19 protein-coding genes and 1 pseudogene are annotated in these 21,347 nt (G+C 62.1%); 16 read left to right on the forward strand and 4 right to left on the reverse strand.

Annotated elements, in window-relative coordinates:
• Positions 1-5: 5 nt before the first annotated feature.
• The 16 genes and pseudogenes from glnA (at position 6) to AC15MQ_RS07865 (ending at position 17,931) form a co-directional block, all read left to right on the forward strand.
• Entirely contained in the window at positions 6-1,421 is a 1,416-nt protein-coding gene (glnA, locus tag AC15MQ_RS07790) for a type I glutamate--ammonia ligase (protein WP_287655046.1), read from the forward strand.
• 130 nt (positions 1,422-1,551) lie between these two features.
• The gene (locus AC15MQ_RS07795) at positions 1,552-2,037 is read left to right on the forward strand and encodes a DUF4124 domain-containing protein (protein WP_483079817.1); all 486 of its coding nucleotides are present in this window, start codon (positions 1,552-1,554) and stop codon (positions 2,035-2,037) included.
• Between the two features lie 111 nt (positions 2,038-2,148).
• Complete coding sequence (gene glnL / locus AC15MQ_RS07800; protein ID WP_483079818.1) at positions 2,149-3,255, forward strand: nitrogen regulation protein NR(II); 1,107 nt, start codon at positions 2,149-2,151, stop codon at positions 3,253-3,255.
• A gap of 60 nt (positions 3,256-3,315) precedes the next feature.
• The gene (ntrC, locus tag AC15MQ_RS07805; RefSeq protein ID WP_287655049.1) at positions 3,316-4,746 is read left to right on the forward strand and encodes a nitrogen regulation protein NR(I); all 1,431 of its coding nucleotides are present in this window, start codon (positions 3,316-3,318) and stop codon (positions 4,744-4,746) included.
• 38 nt (positions 4,747-4,784) lie between these two features.
• Positions 4,785-5,591 (forward strand): biotin--[acetyl-CoA-carboxylase] ligase, encoded by an 807-nt coding sequence (locus AC15MQ_RS07810; RefSeq protein ID WP_287655050.1) that lies wholly within the window; start codon positions 4,785-4,787, stop codon positions 5,589-5,591.
• On the forward strand, positions 5,588-6,307 hold the full coding sequence (locus AC15MQ_RS07815; RefSeq protein WP_287667398.1) for a type III pantothenate kinase: 720 nt from the start codon (positions 5,588-5,590) through the stop codon (positions 6,305-6,307). Before AC15MQ_RS07810 ends, AC15MQ_RS07815 begins: the two co-directional genes overlap by 4 nt.
• 33 nt (positions 6,308-6,340) lie before the next feature.
• The gene (locus tag AC15MQ_RS07820; RefSeq protein WP_483079819.1) at positions 6,341-6,745 is read left to right on the forward strand and encodes a DUF350 domain-containing protein; all 405 of its coding nucleotides are present in this window, start codon (positions 6,341-6,343) and stop codon (positions 6,743-6,745) included.
• 63 nt (positions 6,746-6,808) lie between these two features.
• Positions 6,809-7,843: an SPFH domain-containing protein gene (locus AC15MQ_RS07825; RefSeq protein ID WP_287667397.1), complete on the forward strand. Its 1,035-nt coding sequence runs from the start codon at positions 6,809-6,811 to the stop codon at positions 7,841-7,843.
• A 41-nt stretch (positions 7,844-7,884) separates the two neighbouring features.
• A complete protein-coding gene (locus AC15MQ_RS07830; RefSeq protein ID WP_483079820.1) occupies positions 7,885-9,789 on the forward strand; it encodes a DUF4178 domain-containing protein in 1,905 nt (634 codons plus the stop codon).
• A gap of 1 nt (position 9,790) precedes the next feature.
• Entirely contained in the window at positions 9,791-9,937 is a 147-nt protein-coding gene (locus tag AC15MQ_RS07835; protein WP_483079821.1) for a hypothetical protein, read from the forward strand.
• Positions 9,938-9,963: 26 nt separating this feature from the next.
• Positions 9,964-11,595 (forward strand): N-6 DNA methylase, encoded by a 1,632-nt coding sequence (locus tag AC15MQ_RS07840; RefSeq protein ID WP_483079822.1) that lies wholly within the window; start codon positions 9,964-9,966, stop codon positions 11,593-11,595.
• A gap of 10 nt (positions 11,596-11,605) precedes the next feature.
• Entirely contained in the window at positions 11,606-11,830 is a 225-nt protein-coding gene (locus tag AC15MQ_RS07845) for an addiction module protein (RefSeq protein ID WP_483079823.1), read from the forward strand.
• Positions 11,827-12,126 (forward strand): type II toxin-antitoxin system RelE/ParE family toxin, encoded by a 300-nt coding sequence (locus AC15MQ_RS07850; RefSeq protein WP_483079824.1) that lies wholly within the window; start codon positions 11,827-11,829, stop codon positions 12,124-12,126. Before AC15MQ_RS07845 ends, AC15MQ_RS07850 begins: the two co-directional genes overlap by 4 nt.
• 70 nt (positions 12,127-12,196) lie before the next feature.
• Complete coding sequence (locus AC15MQ_RS07855; protein WP_483079825.1) at positions 12,197-13,438, forward strand: restriction endonuclease subunit S; 1,242 nt, start codon at positions 12,197-12,199, stop codon at positions 13,436-13,438.
• A 157-nt stretch (positions 13,439-13,595) separates the two neighbouring features.
• Positions 13,596-14,720 carry a PDDEXK nuclease domain-containing protein gene (locus AC15MQ_RS07860; protein ID WP_483079826.1) on the forward strand — a complete coding sequence of 375 codons (1,125 nt, stop codon included), beginning with the start codon at positions 13,596-13,598 and terminating at the stop codon, positions 14,718-14,720.
• Positions 14,717-17,931, forward strand: a pseudogene (locus tag AC15MQ_RS07865) (type I restriction endonuclease subunit R). The gene AC15MQ_RS07860 and the pseudogene AC15MQ_RS07865 overlap by 4 nt, the downstream one beginning before the upstream one ends.
• Before the next feature lie 158 nt (positions 17,932-18,089).
• Here the strand turns inward: AC15MQ_RS07865 and mnmE are convergent.
• From mnmE to yidD, 4 genes are read right to left on the reverse strand one after another with little or no spacing between them, the layout of a single operon-like run.
• Positions 18,090-19,460, reverse strand: coding sequence for a tRNA uridine-5-carboxymethylaminomethyl(34) synthesis GTPase MnmE (mnmE, locus tag AC15MQ_RS07870; RefSeq protein ID WP_483079827.1), 1,371 nt, complete (start codon positions 19,458-19,460; stop codon positions 18,090-18,092).
• Entirely contained in the window at positions 19,426-21,066 is a 1,641-nt protein-coding gene (gene yidC, locus AC15MQ_RS07875; protein ID WP_287667557.1) for a membrane protein insertase YidC, read from the reverse strand. Before yidC ends, mnmE begins: the two co-directional genes overlap by 35 nt.
• Positions 20,951-21,226, reverse strand: coding sequence for a hypothetical protein (locus tag AC15MQ_RS07880; RefSeq protein WP_287667569.1), 276 nt, complete (start codon positions 21,224-21,226; stop codon positions 20,951-20,953). The genes yidC and AC15MQ_RS07880 overlap by 116 nt, the downstream gene beginning before the upstream one ends.
• Complete coding sequence (yidD, locus tag AC15MQ_RS07885) at positions 21,138-21,347, reverse strand: membrane protein insertion efficiency factor YidD (protein ID WP_287655389.1); 210 nt, start codon at positions 21,345-21,347, stop codon at positions 21,138-21,140. The genes AC15MQ_RS07880 and yidD overlap by 89 nt, the downstream gene beginning before the upstream one ends.

The raw sequence follows: 21,347 nt of genomic DNA on the forward strand, positions 1-21,347 counted from the left end.
CCGCAATGGCAAGCCCGCAAGACGTCATCAATATGGTCAAGGAAAACGAGGCGAAGTTCGTCGACTTTCGTTTCACAGACACCCGTGGCAAGGAACAGCACGTGACCGTGCCGGTCAGCGCTTTCGACGAAGACAAGTTCGAGAACGGCCACGCTTTCGATGGTTCGTCGATCGCCGGCTGGAAAGGCATTCAGGCTTCGGACATGCAGTTGATGCCCGATCCGAGCACCGCGTACATTGATCCTTTCTTCGATGAGACGACGCTCGTCCTCACCTGTGACGTGGTTGATCCTGCCGATGGCCGCGGCTACGACCGGGATCCGCGGTCGATCGCCAAGCGTGCCGAAGCCTACCTGAAGTCCTGTGGCATTGGTGACACCGCTTATTTTGGACCGGAACCCGAATTCTTCATCTTTGATTCGGTGTCCTGGAGCGTCGACATGTCCGGCTGCACCCTGAAAATCTTTTCGCAGGAAGCCGCCTGGACGAGTGGCGAAAAAACCGAAGGTGAGGGTGGAACCGGTCACCGTCCAGGGATCAAGGGCGGCTACTTCCCGGTGCCGCCGGTCGACAGCCTGCACGACATCCGCTCGGCGATGGTCCTGACGCTCGAAACGGTCGGCGTCCCGGTCGAAGTGCACCACCACGAAGTCGCCACGGCGGGCCAGTGCGAGATCGGCACCCTGTTCAGCACGCTGGTCAAGCGCGCCGACTGGACGCAGGTGCTCAAGTACGTGGTCCACAACGTCGCTCATCAATACGGCAAGACCGCGACCTTCATGCCGAAGCCCATCGTTGGCGACAATGGTTCGGGCATGCACGTCCATCAGTCGATCTGGAAGGATGGCAAGAACCTCTTCGCCGGCAGCGGTTATGCCGGTCTTTCCGAAATGGCGCTCTTCTATATCGGCGGCATCATCAAGCACGCCAAGGCGCTGAACGCGATCACCAATCCCGGCACGAATTCGTACAAGCGGCTGGTCCCGCACTACGAGGCGCCGGTCAAGCTCGCTTATTCGGCCAAGAACCGCTCGGCTTCGATTCGCGTGCCGCATGTGGCTTCGGACAAGGCGCGGCGCATCGAAACGCGCTTCCCGGACCCGATCGCCAATCCCTACCTGTGCTTCTCGGCACTGCTGATGGCCGGCCTCGATGGCATTCAAAACCGGATTCATCCTGGCGATCCGGCAGACAAGAACCTCTACGATCTGCCGCCGGAAGAGGATGCGAAGATCCCGACCGTGTGTGCCAGCCTCGAAGAAGCACTCGCCTCGCTGGACAAGGACCGCGAGTTCCTGACCCGCGGCGGCGTCTTTTCCGACGACTGGATCGACGCCTATCTTGAATTGAAGATGGACGAGGTCAACAAGGTGCGCATGACCACCCACCCGGTGGAATTCGAACTGTACTACAGCTGCTGATCAGGCGGCGCAGAGAGGAGGACGGGCTTGCCCGTCCTTTTTTTTGTCTACCGATCGTCTTCCCACCGCGTTAGTATTGCTTTGCCCGTCTCCACCGGCGAGTTGGTTGCGACCAAGGAATACGAATACGATGAAACTGCAAGACCTGTGTCTTTCGATCGCACTCCCGTTGCTGGTCACCATACCCGTGCACGCGCAGGACATCTACAAGTGTGCCGACGGTGACGGGCGTATCACCTACTCCAATGTGCCGACCAAGAGCTGCAGGAAGCTTGTTCTCGACCCGGTCAATCTCGCGCCGGCTGCGAAACCGCCGGCGGCTCGCGTGGCGACGCCTCCCGGCTTCCCGAAAGTGGACGATCAGACGCAGAAGTCGCGCGATGGCGACCGCCGACGCATTCTCGAGGGCGAATTGGCCGCCGAGCAGAAAAATGCCGAGCAGGCGAAGAAGGACCTCGCCGAACAGGAAGGAATCGTCCTGCCAAGCGAACGTATGCAGGGTGGTGCGATCAGCGGTGGCAAGGTGCAGGAGCGTATCCAGCAGTACCGCGACAAGGTGGCCTTGCACCAGCGCAACATCGAAGCCATCCAGAAAGAGATCGGCAATCTGCGCTGAGCGTCGAGGACTGCCGGTGTGGCCACCTGACCGGTTGCGCCTGATTCCGCCGGCACCCCCCGGATGGATCGACGGACACCGGGTCAAATGCCAGGCAGAAAGGACGCAGTGGTGAGCGGCAGGCACGGCGGTAATGGCAAGCGAACTCCCGAGAGTTCGGGGAATCCGTTCGGAGGGCTTGACCTGCTGTCGTCGGCGGTGGTTCTGCTCGACGAGCGCCTGGCCATCCGCTACCTGAATCCTGCCGCCGAAAACCTGTTGGCGATCAGCAACAAGGTCTTCGCCGGCTGTCCGTTGGGCGGCGTCATCGAGTGCCCGCCGAAACTGCTGGCCGCGCTCCACAGCGTCCTTGACCACGGCTGGGGCTATACCGGGCAGAGTATCGAACTGCGACTCGCGGGTGGCGACGTCCTGCAACTGAACTGCACGGTCAACCCCGTCGACGCCCCGGAGGCTCGCCTGCTGGTCGAGCTTTGGCTGATCGATCAACAACTCCGGGCCACTCGCGAAGAGCGCCTGGTCGAACAGCAACACGCCAATCGCGAGCTGATACGCAACCTGGTGCATGAGATCAAGAATCCTCTGGGTGGCATCCGCGGTGCGGCGCAATTGCTTGAGCACGAACTCAACAATCCCGGTTTGCGCGAATACACCCAGGTCATCATCAAGGAGGCCGACCGCCTGCAGGATTTGATGCGGCGCCTGCTGTCGCCGCACCGCCCGATGCAGCCCGGCCCGGTGAACATCCACGAGATCCTGGAACGGGTACGCAGCCTGCTGACCGCCGAGTTCCCGACCACGCTCAGCGTCCGGCGTGACTACGATACCAGTCTGCCGGAACTGGTTGGCGACCGGGAACAATTGATTCAGGTTTTCCTGAATATTGCCAGGAATGCGGCGCAGGCCATCCGGCGACAGCCTGACGGCAGCGTCTCCGCGCAGGGACAGATCACCCTGCGCACGCGAGCCGCCCGGCAGGTGACCTTGTTCAAGCGACGCCACCGTCTGGCTCTGGAAGTGCAGGTACTGGACGATGGGCCGGGAATTCCCGACGACATTCGCGAACGCATGTTTTATCCCCTGGTGTCGGGTCGGGCCGGTGGCAGCGGCCTGGGGCTGACACTGGCGCAAAGCTTCGTGCAACAACATCAGGGAACGATCGATTGTGAAAGTCGACCGGGCCATACCTGCTTCACGATTCGCTTGCCCCTGGCCTGAGATTATTGGCGTGTTTTTTGCTTGCAGATCATGACACTTGCCAATCCGCCTGAGGAATCAATGAAACCGGTCTGGATCGTCGACGACGATAAATCAATCCGTTGGGTCCTCGAGAAGACCCTTTCCCGCGAAAAAATCCCGTTCCAGAGTTTTTCTTCGGCGACCGAAGCACTGGCGCGCCTCGACGCCGGTGCTGAGGCGCCACAAATCCTGGTCTCCGACATCCGCATGCCGGGCCAGTCGGGCCTTGAGTTGCTGCAGTTGTTCAAGGAACGCTTTCCGGCCATTCCGGTGATCATCATGACCGCCTACTCGGATCTGGAGAGCGCCGTATCGGCTTTCCAGGGGGGCGCATTCGAATATCTGCCGAAACCCTTCGACGTCGACCAGGCGCTGGAACTGATTCGGCGCGCGATTGGCGAGAGCCTGCACCAGACTGGTGCGCCCAATGAAGTGGAACTGACGCCGGAGATTCTCGGCCAGGCACCGGCGATGCAGGAGGTATTCCGTGCCATTGGCCGTTTGAGCCAGTCGAGTGCGACGGTCCTGATCACCGGCGAGTCAGGTTCCGGAAAGGAACTGGTCGCGCGCGCCGTGCATCGCCATAGTCCACGCGCCGACAAACCCTTCATTGCCATCAATACCGCAGCGATCCCGCGCGACCTGCTCGAGTCGGAGCTCTTCGGCCACGAGCGTGGGGCTTTCACCGGCGCCGCGGCGCAGCGACAAGGACGTTTCGAACAGGCCGAGGGCGGCACGCTGTTCCTGGACGAAATCGGCGACATGCCGGCGGAACTGCAGACGCGACTGCTGCGCGTTCTCTCGGACGGCCATTATTATCGCGTTGGCGGCCATTCGCCCCTGAAAACCAAGGTCCGCATCATCGCCGCGACGCACCAGGATCTCGAAGCGCGAGTCAGCCAGGGTCTTTTTCGTGAGGATCTGTTTCATCGTCTGAATGTCATCCGCGTGCGCCTGCCCAGCCTGCGTGAACGACGCGAGGACATCCCGATCCTGGCCCGCCACTTCCTGCAGAAGAGTGCCCAGGACCTCGGGGTCGAAGGCAAGCGCTTCTCCGACGCAGCCTTGAAGCATTTGTGCGCGCTCGATTTTTCCGGCAACGTAAGACAACTCGAGAATCTCTGTCACTGGCTGACCGTCATGGCGCCGGGGCAACTGGTGGAACTCGCCGACTTACCGCCGGAGCTGCGCGAGGCGCTGCCGGCAGTGGGCGCCCACGATTGGGAAAACGCCCTGGCGCAGGAAGTCGACCGCCTGTTGAGCAGCGAACCCGGCCAGGTGCACGCGAAGTTGACGCACGCTTTCGAACGCGTGCTGATCAATCGTGCGCTGGCACACACCGGTGGGCGCCGCATCGAGGCGGCACTGGCCCTGGGCATCGGCCGCAACACCATCACCCGCAAGATTCAGGAACTCGGGCTGGATGGCGCCAACACCATCGAAGATCGGGAAGGCTCAATGCAACGATAATCGGCGATAATGGCGGCGTTGATCCTGATGACGAAGCCATGGACCCTTCTCTTCACTCTTGCCAGATCGATCCCGCCCGCCTGCGGTCCCTGCTCGGCGGGGCAAGCGGTCGATTTACCATCGAGGCGTTGCGCGAATGCGGTTCGACCAGTACGCTCCTGCTCGAACGGGCACGCCAGGATGCGACGTCGGGATCGGTCCTGATTGCCGACCGACAGACGGCGGGCCGCGGCAGACGTGGCCGGAGCTGGTGGTCTTCCGCGGAATCCGGCCTGACCTTTTCCGTGTTGTGGCGTTTCACTGGCGGTGTTGCAAGACTGGCGGGCCTGTCGCTGGCCGTTGGCGTCGCCGTGGCGCGTGCTCTCGAAAACTGCGGAGTTCCCGGTATCGGTTTGAAGTGGCCAAACGACATCCTGCTCGACGGTGGAAAACTCGGTGGCATCCTGGTTGAACTCGACGCCCAGCCCGACGGCATGGTCGCGGTGATGGGTATCGGCCTGAACCTGCTGCTGCCCGCTGCCGGCGCAGAGGAATTCCTGCATCGGCCGGCCTCGTTGTCGCAAGCATCCTCGCCCCCGCCCGATCGTCATCAATTGTTGGCGCGCATCCTGCTTGAGCTGGCGGTCGTCCTCGACCGTTTCGCGGTGGCTGGTTTCAGCGTCCTGCGCGAGGAGTGGCAGGCGCACCATGTCTGGCAGGAGCGCGCCGTGCGGCTGCTCAACGGCGGGCTTCTTGACCGCGAGGGCATCTGTCTCGGGGCCGACAGCGACGGCGCCCTGCTGTTGCGAACGGCTGCCGGGATCGAACGTTGTCTGTCCGGTGACCTCTCGCTGCGCGCGGCATGAACATCGCGATCGACGCCGGCAACAGCCGTATCAAGTGGGGTGTCCATGACGGAACCGGCTGGCTCGACAGCGGCGTTCTGGCGACTGCGGATGTCGCCTGGTTGAGCGAGGCCGCCGACGAGTGGCCGGCGGACGCGCGCGTCATGGTCTGCAACGTCGCCGGCAGCGAGGTCGCAGCGACCCTCTCCGCACTCCTCGCCGGGCGCCACGCCAGGGTCTCTTTCCTGCACGCCAGCGCCGAGGCTTGCGGCGTCCGCAATACCTACGAGTTTCCGGGGCAACTCGGAGCCGATCGCTGGGCGGCACTGATCGGTGCGCGCGCGCTGCTTGAGCACGCGTGCCTGGTGGTTTGCGCCGGCACCGCGACCACGGTCGACCTGCTCGATGCCGACGGGGTGTTTCGCGGCGGCTTGATCCTTCCCGGTTTCGACCTGATGCGCGCGGCGCTAGCCGACAATACCGCACAGCTGCCGCTCGCCGATGGTGTATTTCGCAGCGAGCCGCGCAATACCATGGACGCCATCGTCAGCGGTTGCCTGCAGGCCCAACTCGGAGCGGTCGAGCGCATGTTTGCGGCCATCGCCACGGCGCCCGGCGCTCGTTGCCTGCTGACCGGCGGCGCCGCCGCACCGCTGGCGGCGCACTTGAAGATCCCGTTCCAGTTGGCGGACAATCTGATCCTTAACGGGCTGGTACGCTATGCCGAATCGCGGTAGCTCGTGCCATTGCCGATAAACAGGAGAAGTCACATGCCCGCGCACCTGATGACGACACTGCCCGCCTTTCTGGCGTATTTCGCCGTGGCGATGGTGTTGCTCGCCCTGTTCCTGCTGGTCTATCTCAACGTCACGCCGTACCACGAGATGGCCCTGATTCGTGCCGGCAATAGCGCCGCCGCGGTCAGCCTGTCGGGTGCGCTGCTCGGTTTCGCCATGCCGGTAGCCAACGTCATCGCCCACAGCGATACGCTGATCGACCTGGCATCCTGGGGAGCAATCGCCGGCATCATCCAGATTCTGGCTTATCTGGTCGCCAGATTCACCTTTCCACAGCTCAATCAGGACGTTCCCTCCGGCAAGCTGGCACCGGCGATCTTTCTGGCGGCCATTTCGCTCGGTGTCGGCGTGATCAACGCGGCCTGCATGGGTTACTGACCGACCCCACCGGCAATCGGATTCGAGCGCCGGATCATCAACGCTTGCTTTAGGGAGACCACCGTGGCCCTCATGGACTTCATCAGAAAACAGTTCATCGACGTCATTCACTGGACTGAAGAGGGCGACGGGGTGCTCGCCATGCGCTATCCGATGCGCGACTTCGAGATCCAGTACGGCGCGCAACTGACGGTACGCGAGTCGCAAATCGCCGTGTTCGTCAACGAGGGGCAGATCGCGGACGTGTTCCAGCCCGGCCAGTACCGCCTGACGACGCGAACGCTGCCGGTGCTCACCTACCTGAAGAACTGGGACAAGCTCTTCGAGTCGCCCTTCAAGTCGGACGTCTATTTCTTCTCGACGCGCCTGCAACTCGACTGCAAGTGGGGAACACCCAACCCGATCACCATCCGCGACAAGGACTTCGGGATGGTGCGCATGCGTGCCTTCGGCATCTATTCCTACAAGCTCGCCGATGCACGCAAATTTCATAGCGAGATTTCGGGCACGCGCGAGCAATACATGGTTACCGACCTCGATGGTCAGTTGCGCAACCTGGTGATCAGCTCGATGACCGACCTCTTCGGAGAATCGGGCGTACCGTTCATCGACATGGCGGCCAACCAGGACGAATTGAGTCGAACCCTGAAAGGCAAGCTGGAGGCGGTATTCGACCGCTACGGACTGGCGCTCGACAGCTTTGTGGTGCAGAACGTCACGCTGCCGGAAGAACTCCAGAAGATCCTCGATACGCGCATCGGCATGAACATGATCGGCGACCTGGGCCGCTACACGCAGTATCAGGTGGCCAACAGCATTCCGCTGGCGGCGCAGAACGAAGGCGGCATTGCCGGTCTTGGCGCCGGCCTCGGCGCCGGGCTGGGCATCGGCCAGACGATGTCGACGACGGTGGCACAGGCCCTGCAGGCTGGCGCCAACCCGCCGGTAACGGCGTCGGCATTACCGCCCGACTCCGCCGGCAGTGCCGACGCCGTGGTCGCGACGCTGGAAAAGCTGCACACCCTGGTGACCAAGGGGATCCTCTCGCAGGCCGAGTTCGACGCCAAGAAGGCCGAGTTGCTGGCCAGGTTGCAGTAAGCCGCGTGCCCACCAGAGCAGCACTGCCTTAAGCCGGACCGGTGAAGAAAGCGAGTTGCCCGTCCTGCGGGGCGCCGGTCGCCTTCCGCTCGGCGACCTCGCTGTACGTCGTCTGCGATTTCTGCCGCAGCACGCTGTTGCGCAGTGGCGAGGATTTGCAGAACCTCGGACGCATGGCCGAGCTGCTCGAAGACAGCTCACCGATCCAGATCGGTAGCGAAGGGACCTTCCGCAGCCGGCACTTCCTGGTTATCGGGCGCATCCAGATGAAGTACGAAGCGGGGATCTGGAACGAGTGGCACATCCTGTTCGACGACGGGCGGGGCGCGTGGCTGGCCGAAGCCGCCGGCGAATGGATCGTCAGCGCGCAGGTGGCGGTCGCCGATCCCCTGCCGGCGTTCGAAACGCTGGCGCCGGACCTGCCGGTCACCCTCGACGGACGCAGCTTCCGGGTGGCCGATCTCGAAACGGCGCGCTGCATCGCCGGGCAGGGAGAGTTGCCGTTCAAGGTCGCCGCCGGCTACGATGTCAACACGGCCGATCTGCGCGGCAACGGTCGTTATGTCACCCTCGATTACAGCGAGACGCCGCCACTGGTTTTCGTTGGCCAGACGGTGTCCTTCGCCGACCTGAAACTGGAGAAGCTCAGGGAACAGGGCGACCCGACAGGCGGGGAGGCGCCGACGGTCGACGCGCGCGCCTTCAATTGCCCGCGCTGTGCCGCGCCGCTGCGCATTCATTCACCAGCCATCGAAAGCATCGCCTGCGACAGTTGCGGGTCGCTCATTGGGGTCGAGAACCAGGACTTCAGACTGCTGGCCGGCGCTGCGCAGGCCCTGCGCGAAATACCCTGGCTGCCACTCGGCAGTCAGGGCACGCTGCGCGGCTTCAACTGGGAAGTGATCGGCTTCATGCGCCGCCGCACGACATCGGAAGGCACCGACTACATCTGGTCGGAATACCTGCTGTTCAATGTGCAGCAGGGCTTTGCCTGGCTGATCGAGTACCAGGGACACTGGAACCATGCGCGCACGCTCTCCAACCCGCCATCAGTCGCCCGCGGGCAGCGCGACTTCTCGCACGGCGGTCAGAAGTTCAAGCTGTTCAACAGCGGCCAGGCCGAAGTCACCTACGTCGTCGGCGAGTTCTACTGGCGGGTTGCCGTCGGAGAGACCTGCCAGATCGACGACTTTGTCTGTCCACCCCTGCTGCTCTCCCGCGAGGTCACGGCAAAGGAAGCCAACTGGTCGCAATCCGAATACCTGGAACCCGACGAGGTCTGCGCCGCGTTTGCGGTCAGGACAGCTGCGCCGAAACGCATCGGGATCTATGCCAACCAGCCGAACCCCCTGCTGGAGCGGCACAGTCGCATCTGTCGCACGTTCTGGATCCTGGCCCTGGTTGCCACGGTGCTGCAACTGGCGTTCGCCTTCATCTTCGCCTCGCAGGTGGTACTCAGGCAGCAGTTGGTGCTGTCGTCGCTGAACGAGGAGGCGACGCTGAACACTCAGGAATTTGTCCTGAAGGAGCGTGCGCGTGCCCTGCTGGTCCGCCACGACACCGATCTGGCCAACAACTGGCTGTCGCTCAATACCACCCTGGTCGAAAAAAATACCGGCGAAGCCTATGAGGGTACGCAGGAAATCAGTTACTACAAAGGTGTCGAGGACGACGAGAGCTGGTCTGAAGGATCACCATCCGACGAGATGGTCTTCAAGGCCGTGCCGGCGGGAACCTACTATCTGGTCATCGAGTACGAACTGGGAACCGACAATACGGTTGCCGTCGCCGACACGCTGGAAGTCGTTCGCAATCCCGCGGGATGGTCGAACTTCGTGCTGCTGCTGATCTTCCTTGCCGTTTTCCCCCTGCTTTCGCGTTGGCGGAGGAGTGCCTTCGAGGCGCGACGCTGGAGCGAGAGCGACCTCGCCGACGGCGGCAACTGACATGACCAAGGCCAACTGGGTCGTCGGTCTGCTTGCGCTGGCTTTCTTCACGCATGCGCAGTACCAGGGCTGGAGCCTCTTCGAACGCGAGGCCAGTGCCCAGACCGCGCGCGTGGCGGGTGGTGGCGGCCGCGCCTTCCACAAATAGCGGTTTCCCCAGGATTTCCATATCGCATGCTCTGGATTGCCCCCTCCGAAAAAGATGCCGCTTCCACCTCGCTGGAAAAACGCCTGTGGGATGCCGCTGACCAGTTCCGCGCCAATTCCGGCCTCAAGGCGCAGGAGTACTCCGGCCCCCTCCTCGGCCTGATCTTCCTGCGCTTCGCCGAGGTCCGCTTTGCCGTCCTGCGCAGCAAGCTCGCAGGCGCCAGCGCATCATCCCGGCGCGGCAGCCGCATCGATGAGCCCGCTGCCTATCACGCCGAAGGCATCCTCTACCTCGCCGCCGAGGCTCGCTTCGACTACCTGCTGACACTGCCCGAGGTGGCCGACATCGGCGCCAGGGTCAACGCCGCGATGCGCGAGATCGAGAAGCACAACCCACAGCTGGCCGGCGTGCTGCCCAAGACCTACAACCTGTTCACCAGCACCCTGCTCAAGGAACTGCTCAAGAAGGTGTCCGAGATTCCGGCCACGCTCGACTACGACGCCTTCGGCCGCATCTACGAATACTTTCTCGGCGCCTTCGCCATGACCGAGGGCCAGGGCGGCGGCGAGTTCTACACGCCGAGCAGCATCGTCAAGCTGCTGGCCGAAATCATTGAACCCTTCCACGGCCGCATCCTCGACCCGGCCTGCGGTTCCGGCGGCATGTTCGTGCAGTCGGCGCGCTTCGTCGCCGAGCACCAGAAGAACCCCGCCGCCGAACTCGCCATCTGCGGCGTCGAGAAAACCGACGAAACCGGCCGTCTGTGCCGCCTCAATCTCGCCGTGCACGGGCTGGAAGGCGACATCAAACACGGCGGCAACATCAACAGCTACTACGATGACCCGCACAACGCCACCGGCCGGTTCGACTTCGTCCTCGCCAATCCGCCCTTCAACGTCAATGCGGTGGACAAGGAACGGCTGAAAGACATGGTCGGCGCCGGCCGCCGCTTCCCCTTCGGCCTGCCGCGCACCGACAACGCCAACTACCTCTGGATTCAGCTCTTCTACTCGGCGTTAAACAGCCGAGGCCGCGGCGGCTTCGTCATGGCCAATTCGGCGTCGGATGCCCGCTCCTCCGAGCAGGAACTGCGGCAGAAGCTGATCGAAGCGCGGGCGGTGGATGTCATGGTCGCCGTCGGCCCCAACATGTTCTACACCGTCACGCTGCCGTGCACGCTGTGGTTCTTCGACAAGGGCAAGGCCAGGACGAAGCGCGCCGACACCGTGCTGTTCATCGACGCCCGCCACATCTACCGGCAGGTCGACCGCGCGCACCGCGACTGGACCCCGGCGCAGATCGGCTTCATCGCCAACCTGGTCCGGCTCTATCGCGGCGAGGCGCTGGAAGCCCCGAAAGTCGGTGCTGCCGAGACGGCGGCCAAGCTCATCGAGGTCTTCGGCCAGAATGGAAAAAGCGGACCGGCCTACCGCGACGTGCCCGGTCTGTGCAAAGCGGCGACGATTGCCGAGATCGAAGCCCAGGGCTGGTCGCTCAACCCCGGCCGCTATGTCGGCATCGCGCCGGGCGAGAACGTGAGCGACGAGGACTTCAAGGAACAGCTCGAAACCCTGAACGAGGAACTGGAAGCGCTGAACGGCCAGGCACTGGAGTTGCAAGCCCGCATCGCGCAAAATGTCGCATCGCTGCTGTCATGAAGGAGGCCCCATGAACGCCGAAGCCATAGAACAGGCCGCTCTGCACTTGCCCACGCAGCAACGCGCCGAACTGGCGCACAAGTTGTTGCTCAGTCTCGAAGAGCAAGACGAGGAAGAGATCGCGCAGGCATGGCACACCGAGGCGGTTCGTCGCGCAGCGGAAATTGACAGCGGGCAGACCGATACCGTTTCGGCCGAAGATGCCCGTGCCGCTGCGCAAGCCCTGTTGCGATGAACTATCGCTTCCACCGAGCTGCTCTCGCCGAGCATCTGGATGAAGTTGCGTTTTACGAAGGCCGACTTCCCGGCCTGGGCGCGGATTACCTTGCCGAATTCGAGAAGGTCATGGCGCGCGTCTGCGCCACGCCAGAACGCTACCCCCGGGTCGGCAATTCCGATCTTCGCAAAGCCGGGTTCAAGCGTTTTCCGTTGCACGCCATCTATCAGGTGAAATCAGCGCAGATCCTTGTCCTCGCCATCGCGCATCAGCGCCGTCGCCCGGCGTATTGGGCGGGAAGAATTGGTAGGTGAAGGTGGCGGTGTCAGGGAAACGGCAGCAGACCATCGCCGCGAATGTGGCGGGGATTCTGCGGCCGTGAGAATGGCTGACTGGCGCAACTGCAAACTTGGCGACCTGCTCTACGTAAAGCATGGGTTCGCCTTCCTCGGCGAACACTTCGCCACCACAGGTACGCACGTTGTCCTAACTCCGGGTAATTTCCTCGAAGAAGGCGGCTTCAAAGAAAAAGCCGAAAAGGCGAAGTGGTACAACGGGCCGATCCCTGATGACTATGTGCTGAACAGAGGCGACCTCATTGTCGCAATGACAGAGCAGGCAGAGGGACTACTTGGAAGCAGCGCGCTCGTTCCTCGTAGCGGCCTTTACCTGCACAACCAGCGACTCGGCCTCATTCAGATTCGTGACCAAAAGCAGGCTGACCAGAATTTCATTTACTACCTGTTCAACTCAAAGCCGGTACGCCAGCAGATTCGAGGCTCGGCCAGCGGAACGAAGATTCGCCACACCGCACCGTCACGAATTGCGGATGTGAAGGTCAAAGTGCCCCCGCTCGCCGTCCAACAACGCATCGCGGGCATCCTGTCGGCCTACGACGAACTCATCGAGAACAGCCTGCGGCGCATCAAGATTCTGGAGTCGATGGCCCGAGCCATCTACCGCGAGTGGTTCGTCCGCTTTCGCTTCCCCGGCCACGAAAACCACCCGCGCGTGGCATCCCCACTCGGTGAGATTCCGCAGGGGTGGGAGGTGAAGCGCGTCACCGACGCCATGGACGTCAACCCGCGTGTTGTCATCCCTCGAGATGGCGAAAAGCCTTTCGTGCCGATGGGATGCCTTTCGACCGACTCCATGCTCATCACGGACATTGAAGCTCGCTGCGGAAACAGCGGGGCCAAGTTTCAGAACGGCGATACGCTCTTCGCGCGCATCACTCCATGCCTGGAAAATGGAAAAACGGGGTTTGTCCAATTCTTGCCCGATGCAAATGCTGTTGCGTTTGGCTCGACCGAATTCATTGTGCTTCGGTCACGTTCGCTGACTCCTGAGTTTGTCTATTGCCTCGCACGTAGCGAGGAGTTTCGCGGGTTGGCGATAAAAAGCATGTCTGGCGCAACCGGACGGCAGCGAGTGCAGGAGCAATGCTTCGACGACTTCCAGATTGCACTGCCTCCGCACGCTCTACTTGAGCAGTTTTCTGCCATCGTCTCGCCGAGCTTCAATCTCATCAACAGGCTCTATCTGCAAATCCAAAACCTCCGCAGCACCCGCGACCTGCTGCTGCCGCGCCTGCTCTCCGGACAGATCGAGGTCGAGGTCGCCTGAGCCATGAGCACCCACGTCGACACCGTAGACCTTGCCGTTGGGCTACTTTTCACGCAGCCGGATTTGTGCAAGAGACGCTTGCACGATTCACGAAATTGTCCAGCTAGCTGTTGGACCATGTTCCGCACCGGCTCGAATCACGCCAGGAGGTGCTGTCATGGCTGAACCTGTTTCCTTGCCCGCCGATTACGGCCCACTCCTGGCCGAGATTAAGGCGCGGGTGCAAGTTGCCCGAATAAAGGCTGGTTTGGCGGCCAATCGGGAGCTGCTCGCACTCTATTGGGATATCGGGCGACTGATCCTGCAAGCGCAGGAAAGGCAAGGTTATGGCAAGAAGGTGGTAGAGCGCCTGGCGGCGGATTTGCAGCGCGCATTCCCCGGTGTTGGCGGATTTTCGCCGCTGAACGTTTGGCGGATGCGCGCCTTCTACGCGGCTCACGCGGCGGCCACGACGATTCTGTCACTGCCAGTGACAGAATCCACGGAGGCATCAAATCTGTCACTCGCAGTGACAGATTCGGGCGACAAAGCTTTGCCATCACTGATTCCGGAACCCTTTGCTTCCTTGCCGTGGAGCCACAATCTGCTGTTGCTCCACAAGCTGGATACCCCTGCCGACCGCCTCTGGTATGCCAGCAAGACGCTGGAGTTCGGCTGGTCTCGCAATGTGCTGGCGCTCCAGATCGAGTCGCAGCTACACGCCCGGCAAGGCAATGCGGTCAGCAATTTCGCTGCAACCTTGCCGCCGGCACAGTCCGATCTTGCCCAGGGAATCACGAAGGACCCCTATCTTTTCGATTTCCTGGCTCTGCGCGATAGCGCCAACGAGCGCGCCGTCGAGGACGGGCTGATCCGGCATGTGGAAAAGTTCCTGCTGGAATTGGGTGCTGGATTTGCTCTCGTCGGTCGTCAGGTGCATGTTGAAGTCAGCCAGCGCGATTTCTATCTCGACTTGCTTTTCTATCACCTGACATTGCGCTGTTTCGTGGTGATCGATTTGAAAGCCGGGGAATTCACGCCGGAAGCAACCGGCAAGATGAACTTCTACCTCTCGGCGGCGGATGAGCGCTTCAAGCAGCCGGGGGACCAGCCTTCCATCGGCCTGATCCTCTGCCGCAGCAAGGATCGGGTGATTGCCGAGTATGCCCTGCGCGATTTGAATAAGCCCATCGGCGTTTCGGACTATGTGACGCGTTTGGTCGATTCCCTGCCCGAGGCGCTGGAAGGTAGCGTGCCGAGCGTGGCGGAGCTTGAGCAGGCGTTGTCGGACGATCAGCCTTGAGTCCCCACGCCTACTCCGAAGTCCAGCTCGTCGAACAACCCGCCATCGGCCTGTTTGCCACGCTCGGCTGGCAAACGGTGTCGGCGCTGGAAGAAACTTTCGGCGCGGACGGCACGTTGGGGCGCGAGACCAGGGGCGAGGTGGTGCTGGTCGAACGTCTGAAGGCGGTGTTGCGCCAATTTAATCGCGAGTTGCCGCCGGAGGCGATCCAGACCGCCATCGACGAACTGACCCGCGACCGCTCGGCGATGAGTCTGGAGGCCGCCAACCGCGAGGTCTATCGGCTGCTCAAGGAAGGCATCACGGTGTCCGTACCCGACCGCGAACACGGCGGCCAGAATGGTGGTCAATGCACCGAACGCCTGCGCGTCGTCGATTGGGAACACCCGGAAAACAACGACTTCCTGCTGGTCAGCCAGTTCAGCGTCACCGGCGCGCTCTACACCTGCCGGCCCGACCTGGTCGGCTTCGTCAATGGACTGCCGTGGGTGGTGATCGAACTCAAGAAACCGGGCGTGCCGGCGCGGGCCGCCTTCGACGAGAACCTCACTCACTACAGGCAGCAGATTCCGGCGCTGTTCTGGAGCAACGCGCTGCTCATCGCCAGTAACGGCACCGACAGCCGCGTCGGCTCGCTCACCGCCGACTGGGGGCGTTGGGTGGAGTGGAAGCGCATCGAGCGCGAGGACGAAGTGCGCCGCGTGTCGCTGGAAGTGATGCTGCGCGGCACCTGCGACCCCGCCCGCCTGCTCGATCTGGTCGAGAATTTCACGCTGTTCTCCGAGCACAAGGCGGGGCTGGTCAAGATCATCGGCCAGAATCACCAGTTTCTCGGCGTCAATAACGCCGTTCGCAAGATGCTCGAAGCCCGCAAGCTGGGCCACGGGCGCGGCGGCGTGTTCTGGCAGACGCAGGGCAGCGGAAAGAGTTTCTCGATGGTGTTCTTCGCGCAGAAGGTGCTGAGGAAGCTCTCCGGCAACTGGACGTTTGTCATTGTTACCGATCGCGTCGAACTCGACGAGCAGATCGCCAGGACTTTCAAGACCACCGGCGCGGTGAGCGCGGCCGAGGGCGACGCCTGTCACGCCGCCAGCGGCGCCCATCTGCGCGAACTGCTGCGCGGCAACCACCGCTACGTGTTCACGCTGGTGCACAAGTTCCAGACGCCGGAGTTGCTGTGCGACCGCTCGGACGTGATCGTGCTGACCGACGAAGCGCACCGCAGCCAGTACGACACGCTGGCGCTCAACATGCGCGCCGCCTTGCCCCGTGCGATGTTCCTGGCCTTTACCGGTACGCCGTTGATCGCCGGCGAGGAACGCACCAAAGAGGTCTTCGGCGACTACGTTTCGATCTACGACTTTCAGCAGTCCATCGAGGACGGTGCCACCGTGCCGCTGTTCTACGAGAACCGCACGCCGGAATTGCAGCTCGTCAATCCCGACCTCAACGAAGACATCTACCGGCTGATCGAGGAAGCCGAGCTCGACGCCGATCAGGAAGCCAGACTGGAGAAGGTGCTCGGGCGGCAATACCATCTGATCACTCGCGACGACCGGCTGGAAACGGTGGCGCGGGATATCGTGCGGCACTTCCTCGGCCGGGGAATGTTGGCCAATGCGGTCGGCAGGGCGATGGTCGTGTCGATCGACAAGGCCACCGCGCTGCGCATGCACGACAAGGTGAAGGGGCATTGGGCGGCGGCAACGGCACGGGTACAGAAGGAACTGGGCGAACTGCATTACCAGCCCCATCCAGCGGGACACGGCATGACGCCCGAACAGGCACGACGCGATGCGCGCATGGCCGAACTGAAACAAAGGCTATCGGTGCTGACCAGCACCGACATGGCGGTGATCGTGTCGCCGGCGCAGAACGAAATCCAGCAAATGCAACAGCTCGGTCTCAACATCGAGCCGCACCGCAAGCGCATGAACGAGTCGCAGCCGGGGCTGGACGAGAAGTTCAAGGACACCGACGACCCGCTACGCCTGGTCTTTGTCTGCGCCATGTGGCTGACCGGCTTCGACGCACCGAGCTGCTCGACGGTGTATCTCGACAAGCCGATGCGCAACCACTCGCTGATGCAGGCTATCGCCCGCGCCAACCGCGTCTTCCCCGGCAAGCACAGCGGCGTGATCGTCGATTACGCCAACGTCTTTGCCTCGCTGGAAAAGGCGCTGGCCATCTACGGTGCGGGCAAGGACGGCAAGACTCCGGTCAGGGACAAGCAACAACTGGTCGAGGAGCTGCGCAAGGCGGTAGCCGATGCCACGGCTTTCTGCGCCGCGCACGGCGTGATGCTGGCCGAGATCGAAGCGACACCCGCCGGCAGCCTGGAGCGTCTGTCGCGCATCCAGGACGGCATGAACGCGCTGATCTCCCCCGACCCGCTGCGCCGCGACTTCTTTGCCCATGAGCGCTTGGTTAGCACGCTTTACCGTGCCGTGAAACCCGACCCGTCAGCGCTGGAATTCGCGAGCCGCGTCGCCTGCCTGACCACGCTGAGGCCATCCGCGCCAAGCTCAACCCGAACCCGCCGGACATTTCGCAGGTGATGGGGCAGATCAACGGCCTGCTCGATCAATCCATCACCGGCCACGAAATCCGCGAACAGGGGCCGCCGGCGCTCGACCTGTCGAAGATCAACTTCGAAGCGCTGGCGCAACGCTTCAAGGAATCGAAGCACAAGAACACCGACCTCGAAGTGCTCAAGGCCGCGATCCGCGCCCAGTTGGAAAAAATGATCCAGTTGAACCGCACCCGCGCTGACTTCGCTGAAAAGTTCGCGGCGCTGATCGAAACCTACAACGCCGGCAGCCGCAGCATCGAGGAGTTATTCGCTGAACTGGTGGCTTTGTCCAATAGCCTGAACTACGAGCAGGAACGCCATGTACGCGAGAACATGAGCGAGGAAGAGTTGGTTATCTTCGACATCCTGACGCGGCCTGCCCCCGAATTGTCGGCGGAGGAACGAACCGAGGTGAAGAAGGCTGCCCGCGAACTGCTGGCACGGCTCAAGGTGCTGCTGGTGCTCAACTGGCGGCAGAAATCAACGGCGCGCTCGCAGTTGAAACTCACCATTGAAGACACGCTCGATAGTAGCCTACCGCGTGCCTACACGCCGGAGCTATACAACCAGAAATGCTCGGCAGTGTTCGAGCATGTGTTTGAAAGCTACTCCGAGCGAAACGCGGGGATTTATGCCTGAGATCGCGTGATCCTGGCCGGTGGCGCCGGCCGGCGGCACGGGGCGGAGGTCGCCAGGACAGGGCTCGGGTATACCCGCCGATGACTGGAGGAGTTGATCCCGCGCCGGTGCATGTTTGTCGGCAAGGGCATCGATAACGGCTGCGCGCGAAAGCCTGGCTATTTTCCAATACAGAAGCGCCCGAAGATCTCTCCGAGCAGATCGTCGGCAGTGAATTCGCCGGTGATGGTACTCAGCGCCGACTGAGCCAGCCGAAGTTCCTCGGCAAACAGTTCCAGTTGCGGCAAGCGCTCGCGCCCGACCTCAATGCAGCGGCGGGTTTCGGCGAGCGCGCGCAGATGGCGTTCGCGGGCGATGAAAACGTCTTCGGCAGGATGCCAGCCAACAATGCGCAGCAACTCCCGGCGCAACAGCTCCACACCCTCGCCAGTCCTGGCGGACAGGGAGATCGTGGCAACATCGCCGGGCGGCTGGCTGTCGACGGGCGGCGCTGCGAGGTCGATCTTGTTGTAGACGGTGAGCCGTGCAAGATGGGCCGGCAGTTGTGAAAGGATGGTACGGTCAGCTTCGTCAAGGCCGACGCGGGCGTCCACCAGCAAGACGACCACGTCGGCGCGCTCGATTTCGCGCCAGGTCCGTTCGATCCCCATCTGCTCGATCTGATCGTCGGTGGCACGCAAACCTGCGGTGTCAATCACATGCAGCGGTATGCCTTCGATCTGCAGTGTGCTGCGCACCAGATCGCGGGTCGTACCGGGGAGCGGGGTGACGATTGCCAGTTCGTCGCCGGCAAGACGATTGAGCAGGCTGGACTTGCCGACATTGGGCTGACCGGCCAGCACCACATTCAAGCCACCCTGCAACAGATGCCCTTGTTGGGCACGCTCGAATACCAGGGTCAAACGCTGCTGCAAGCGGTCGAGACGTCCGAAGGCATCGGTCGATTCGAGGAAGTCCAGCTCCTCGTCCGGAAAATCCAGGGTCGCCTCGACCAGCATCCGCAGTTCGATCAACTGTGCGAGCAGCGCCTTCACTTCCCTGGAAAATTCACCCTGCAGGGAGCGTACGGCGCCACGCGCGGCGGCAATGGTCGAAGCGTCGATCAGGTCGATGACCGCCTCGGCCTGTGCCAGATCGATCTTGCCGTTGAGATAGGCCCGGCGGGTGAACTCTCCAGGGTCGGCCAGCCTGGCGCCCAGTTCGAGGCTGCGCGCAAGCAGCATTTGCATGACTACCGAACCGCCATGTCCATGCAGTTCAAGCACGTCCTCACCGGTGAAGGAACATGGAGCGGGGAAATACAGCAGGATGCCGGTGTCGATGGTGCTGCCATCGGCGGCCCGGAAGTCGCTGAGCGTGGCAACGCGCGCAGCAAGCCGCTTGCCGCTCAGGGCCGCGGCGAATTCGCCGAGATTTGGACCAGAGATGCGGACGATACCAATGCCGGCGCGACCGGCAGCGGTCGCGATGGCGGCAATGGTATCCCGGCCGGACTCAGGCAGTGCTGTCGTTGGCGGCTTTTCCGCCACTTTCGATCATCCGGGTGATCTGCCACTGCTGGGCGATCGACAGGATATTGTTAACTATCCAGTAGAGCACCAGACCGGCCGGGAAGAAGAAGAACATCGCGCCGAAAATGAACGGCATCATCATCATCACCTTGGCCTGGATGGGATCGGGCGGTGTCGGATTGAGCTTGGTCTGGATCAGCATCGTCACCACCATGATCACCGGCATCACATAGTAGGGATCTGCCGCCGACAGATCGGTGATCCAGAGAATCCACGGTGCATCGCGAATTTCGACGGCCCCCAGCAGCGCCCAGTACAGGGCGATGAACACGGGAATCTGTACCGCGATCGGCAGGCAACCACCGAGCGGATTGATTTTCTCGCGCTTGTAAAGCGCCATCATCTCCTGGTTGAGCTTCTGTCGATCGTCACCGTAGCGTTCCTTCATGGCCACCAGGCGCGGCGTGACGGTACGCATCTTGGCCATCGACTTGTAGCTCGCCGCCGACAGCGGAAAGAACAGCAGCTTGATGCCGACCGTTAACAAGACTATCGCCCAGCCCCAGTTGCCTACGACCTTGTAGATTGCTTCCAGGCACCAGAAGATCGGCGCCGCGATGATCGTCAGCCAACCGTAGTCGACGACCAACGGCAGACCCTGTGCACCGATTCCACCCTCGCTCTTCGGTTTGGCCAATTGATCGAGAATGACCTGAATCTGGGGGCCTGCGTACAGCGGGACGGAAAACGCGACCCTGGAGCCTGGCGCCGCGAGTGGCGCCGGCACGATGACGCCAGCCGAGACGGCCGGGTTGGCACTGCTCTCGAGCTTGCGCATGTAGAACTCGCGGGCCAGACCGGGGTCGGGGATCCAGGCGGCGACAAAATAGTGCTGAACCATCGCGATCCAGCCGTTGTCGCTCTTGTTGGCAAACTTCGCCTTGCCCTTCTCGATATCTTCAAAAGCGACCTTCTGAAATTTCTCCTGATCGGTATAGACCGCAGGACCCGTGAACGTCGAAACCATCGAACTTTCGCCGTCAGGTGCCTTGGTGTCGCGCTGCAACTGGTAGTAGGCATGTGCCGCGACTTCCTTGTCGCTGCTGTTCTCGATCTCGTGCGCGATGTTGATCAAGTAGCTGCCACGGGTGAAGGTGTAGATTTTCGCGACCTTGATGCCGTTGTTGGCCGGCGCTTCGAGGCGAAGCTCTACGGTCTTGGCATCGCCGGTCAATTCCTTGTTGCCGCCATCGGTCGAAAAGACGGTTCGGTGATTCGGCAGGCTCTCGCCGATCAGACCGCTCTGGGCAACATACTGGTGTTTGGCCTCGAAGAGCGCAAAGTCCTTGGCCTTGTTGCCGCTGTCCTTGTAGGCATTGAACTCGAGGCGCACGATGTCGCCTCCCTGCTTCGAGATTTCCGCGACGAACAGGTCGGTCCTGACAGTCACTCTCTCGGCAGTCTCGACAGTCGTGGCGACGGCCGTTCCGGGCGCTGCCGGACGCGGTTCATGCAAATTCGCCGAAGGCTGTGGTGCGGGCGGCACCGCTGTCGTTGCGACGGGTGCCGGCAAGATTGCCTTCGGCTGGCTGTATTTCTGCCAGGCATCCCAAAGCATGACCATGGAAAAAGAAAAGATGATCAGGAGCAGCAGGCGTCGATTGTCCATGAAGGCCTATACGATTCGATTGTTGTTCAGGGTACGGGGTCAAAACCGCCAGCATTCCACGGATGACAACGGCACAAACGGTGCAGAGCGAGGGCAGTGCCCTTGCCAGCACCATGCCTTTCTACGGCTTCGGCTGCGTACTCGGAACAGCTTGGGAAAAAACGGCAACGACGGCCGAGCATTGGGCTGACCGCATATCGGTAGAGACCTATCAACGCCAGCAACAAGTGTTTCAT

The sequence above is a fragment of the Candidatus Accumulibacter propinquus genome, from assembly GCF_056856495.1.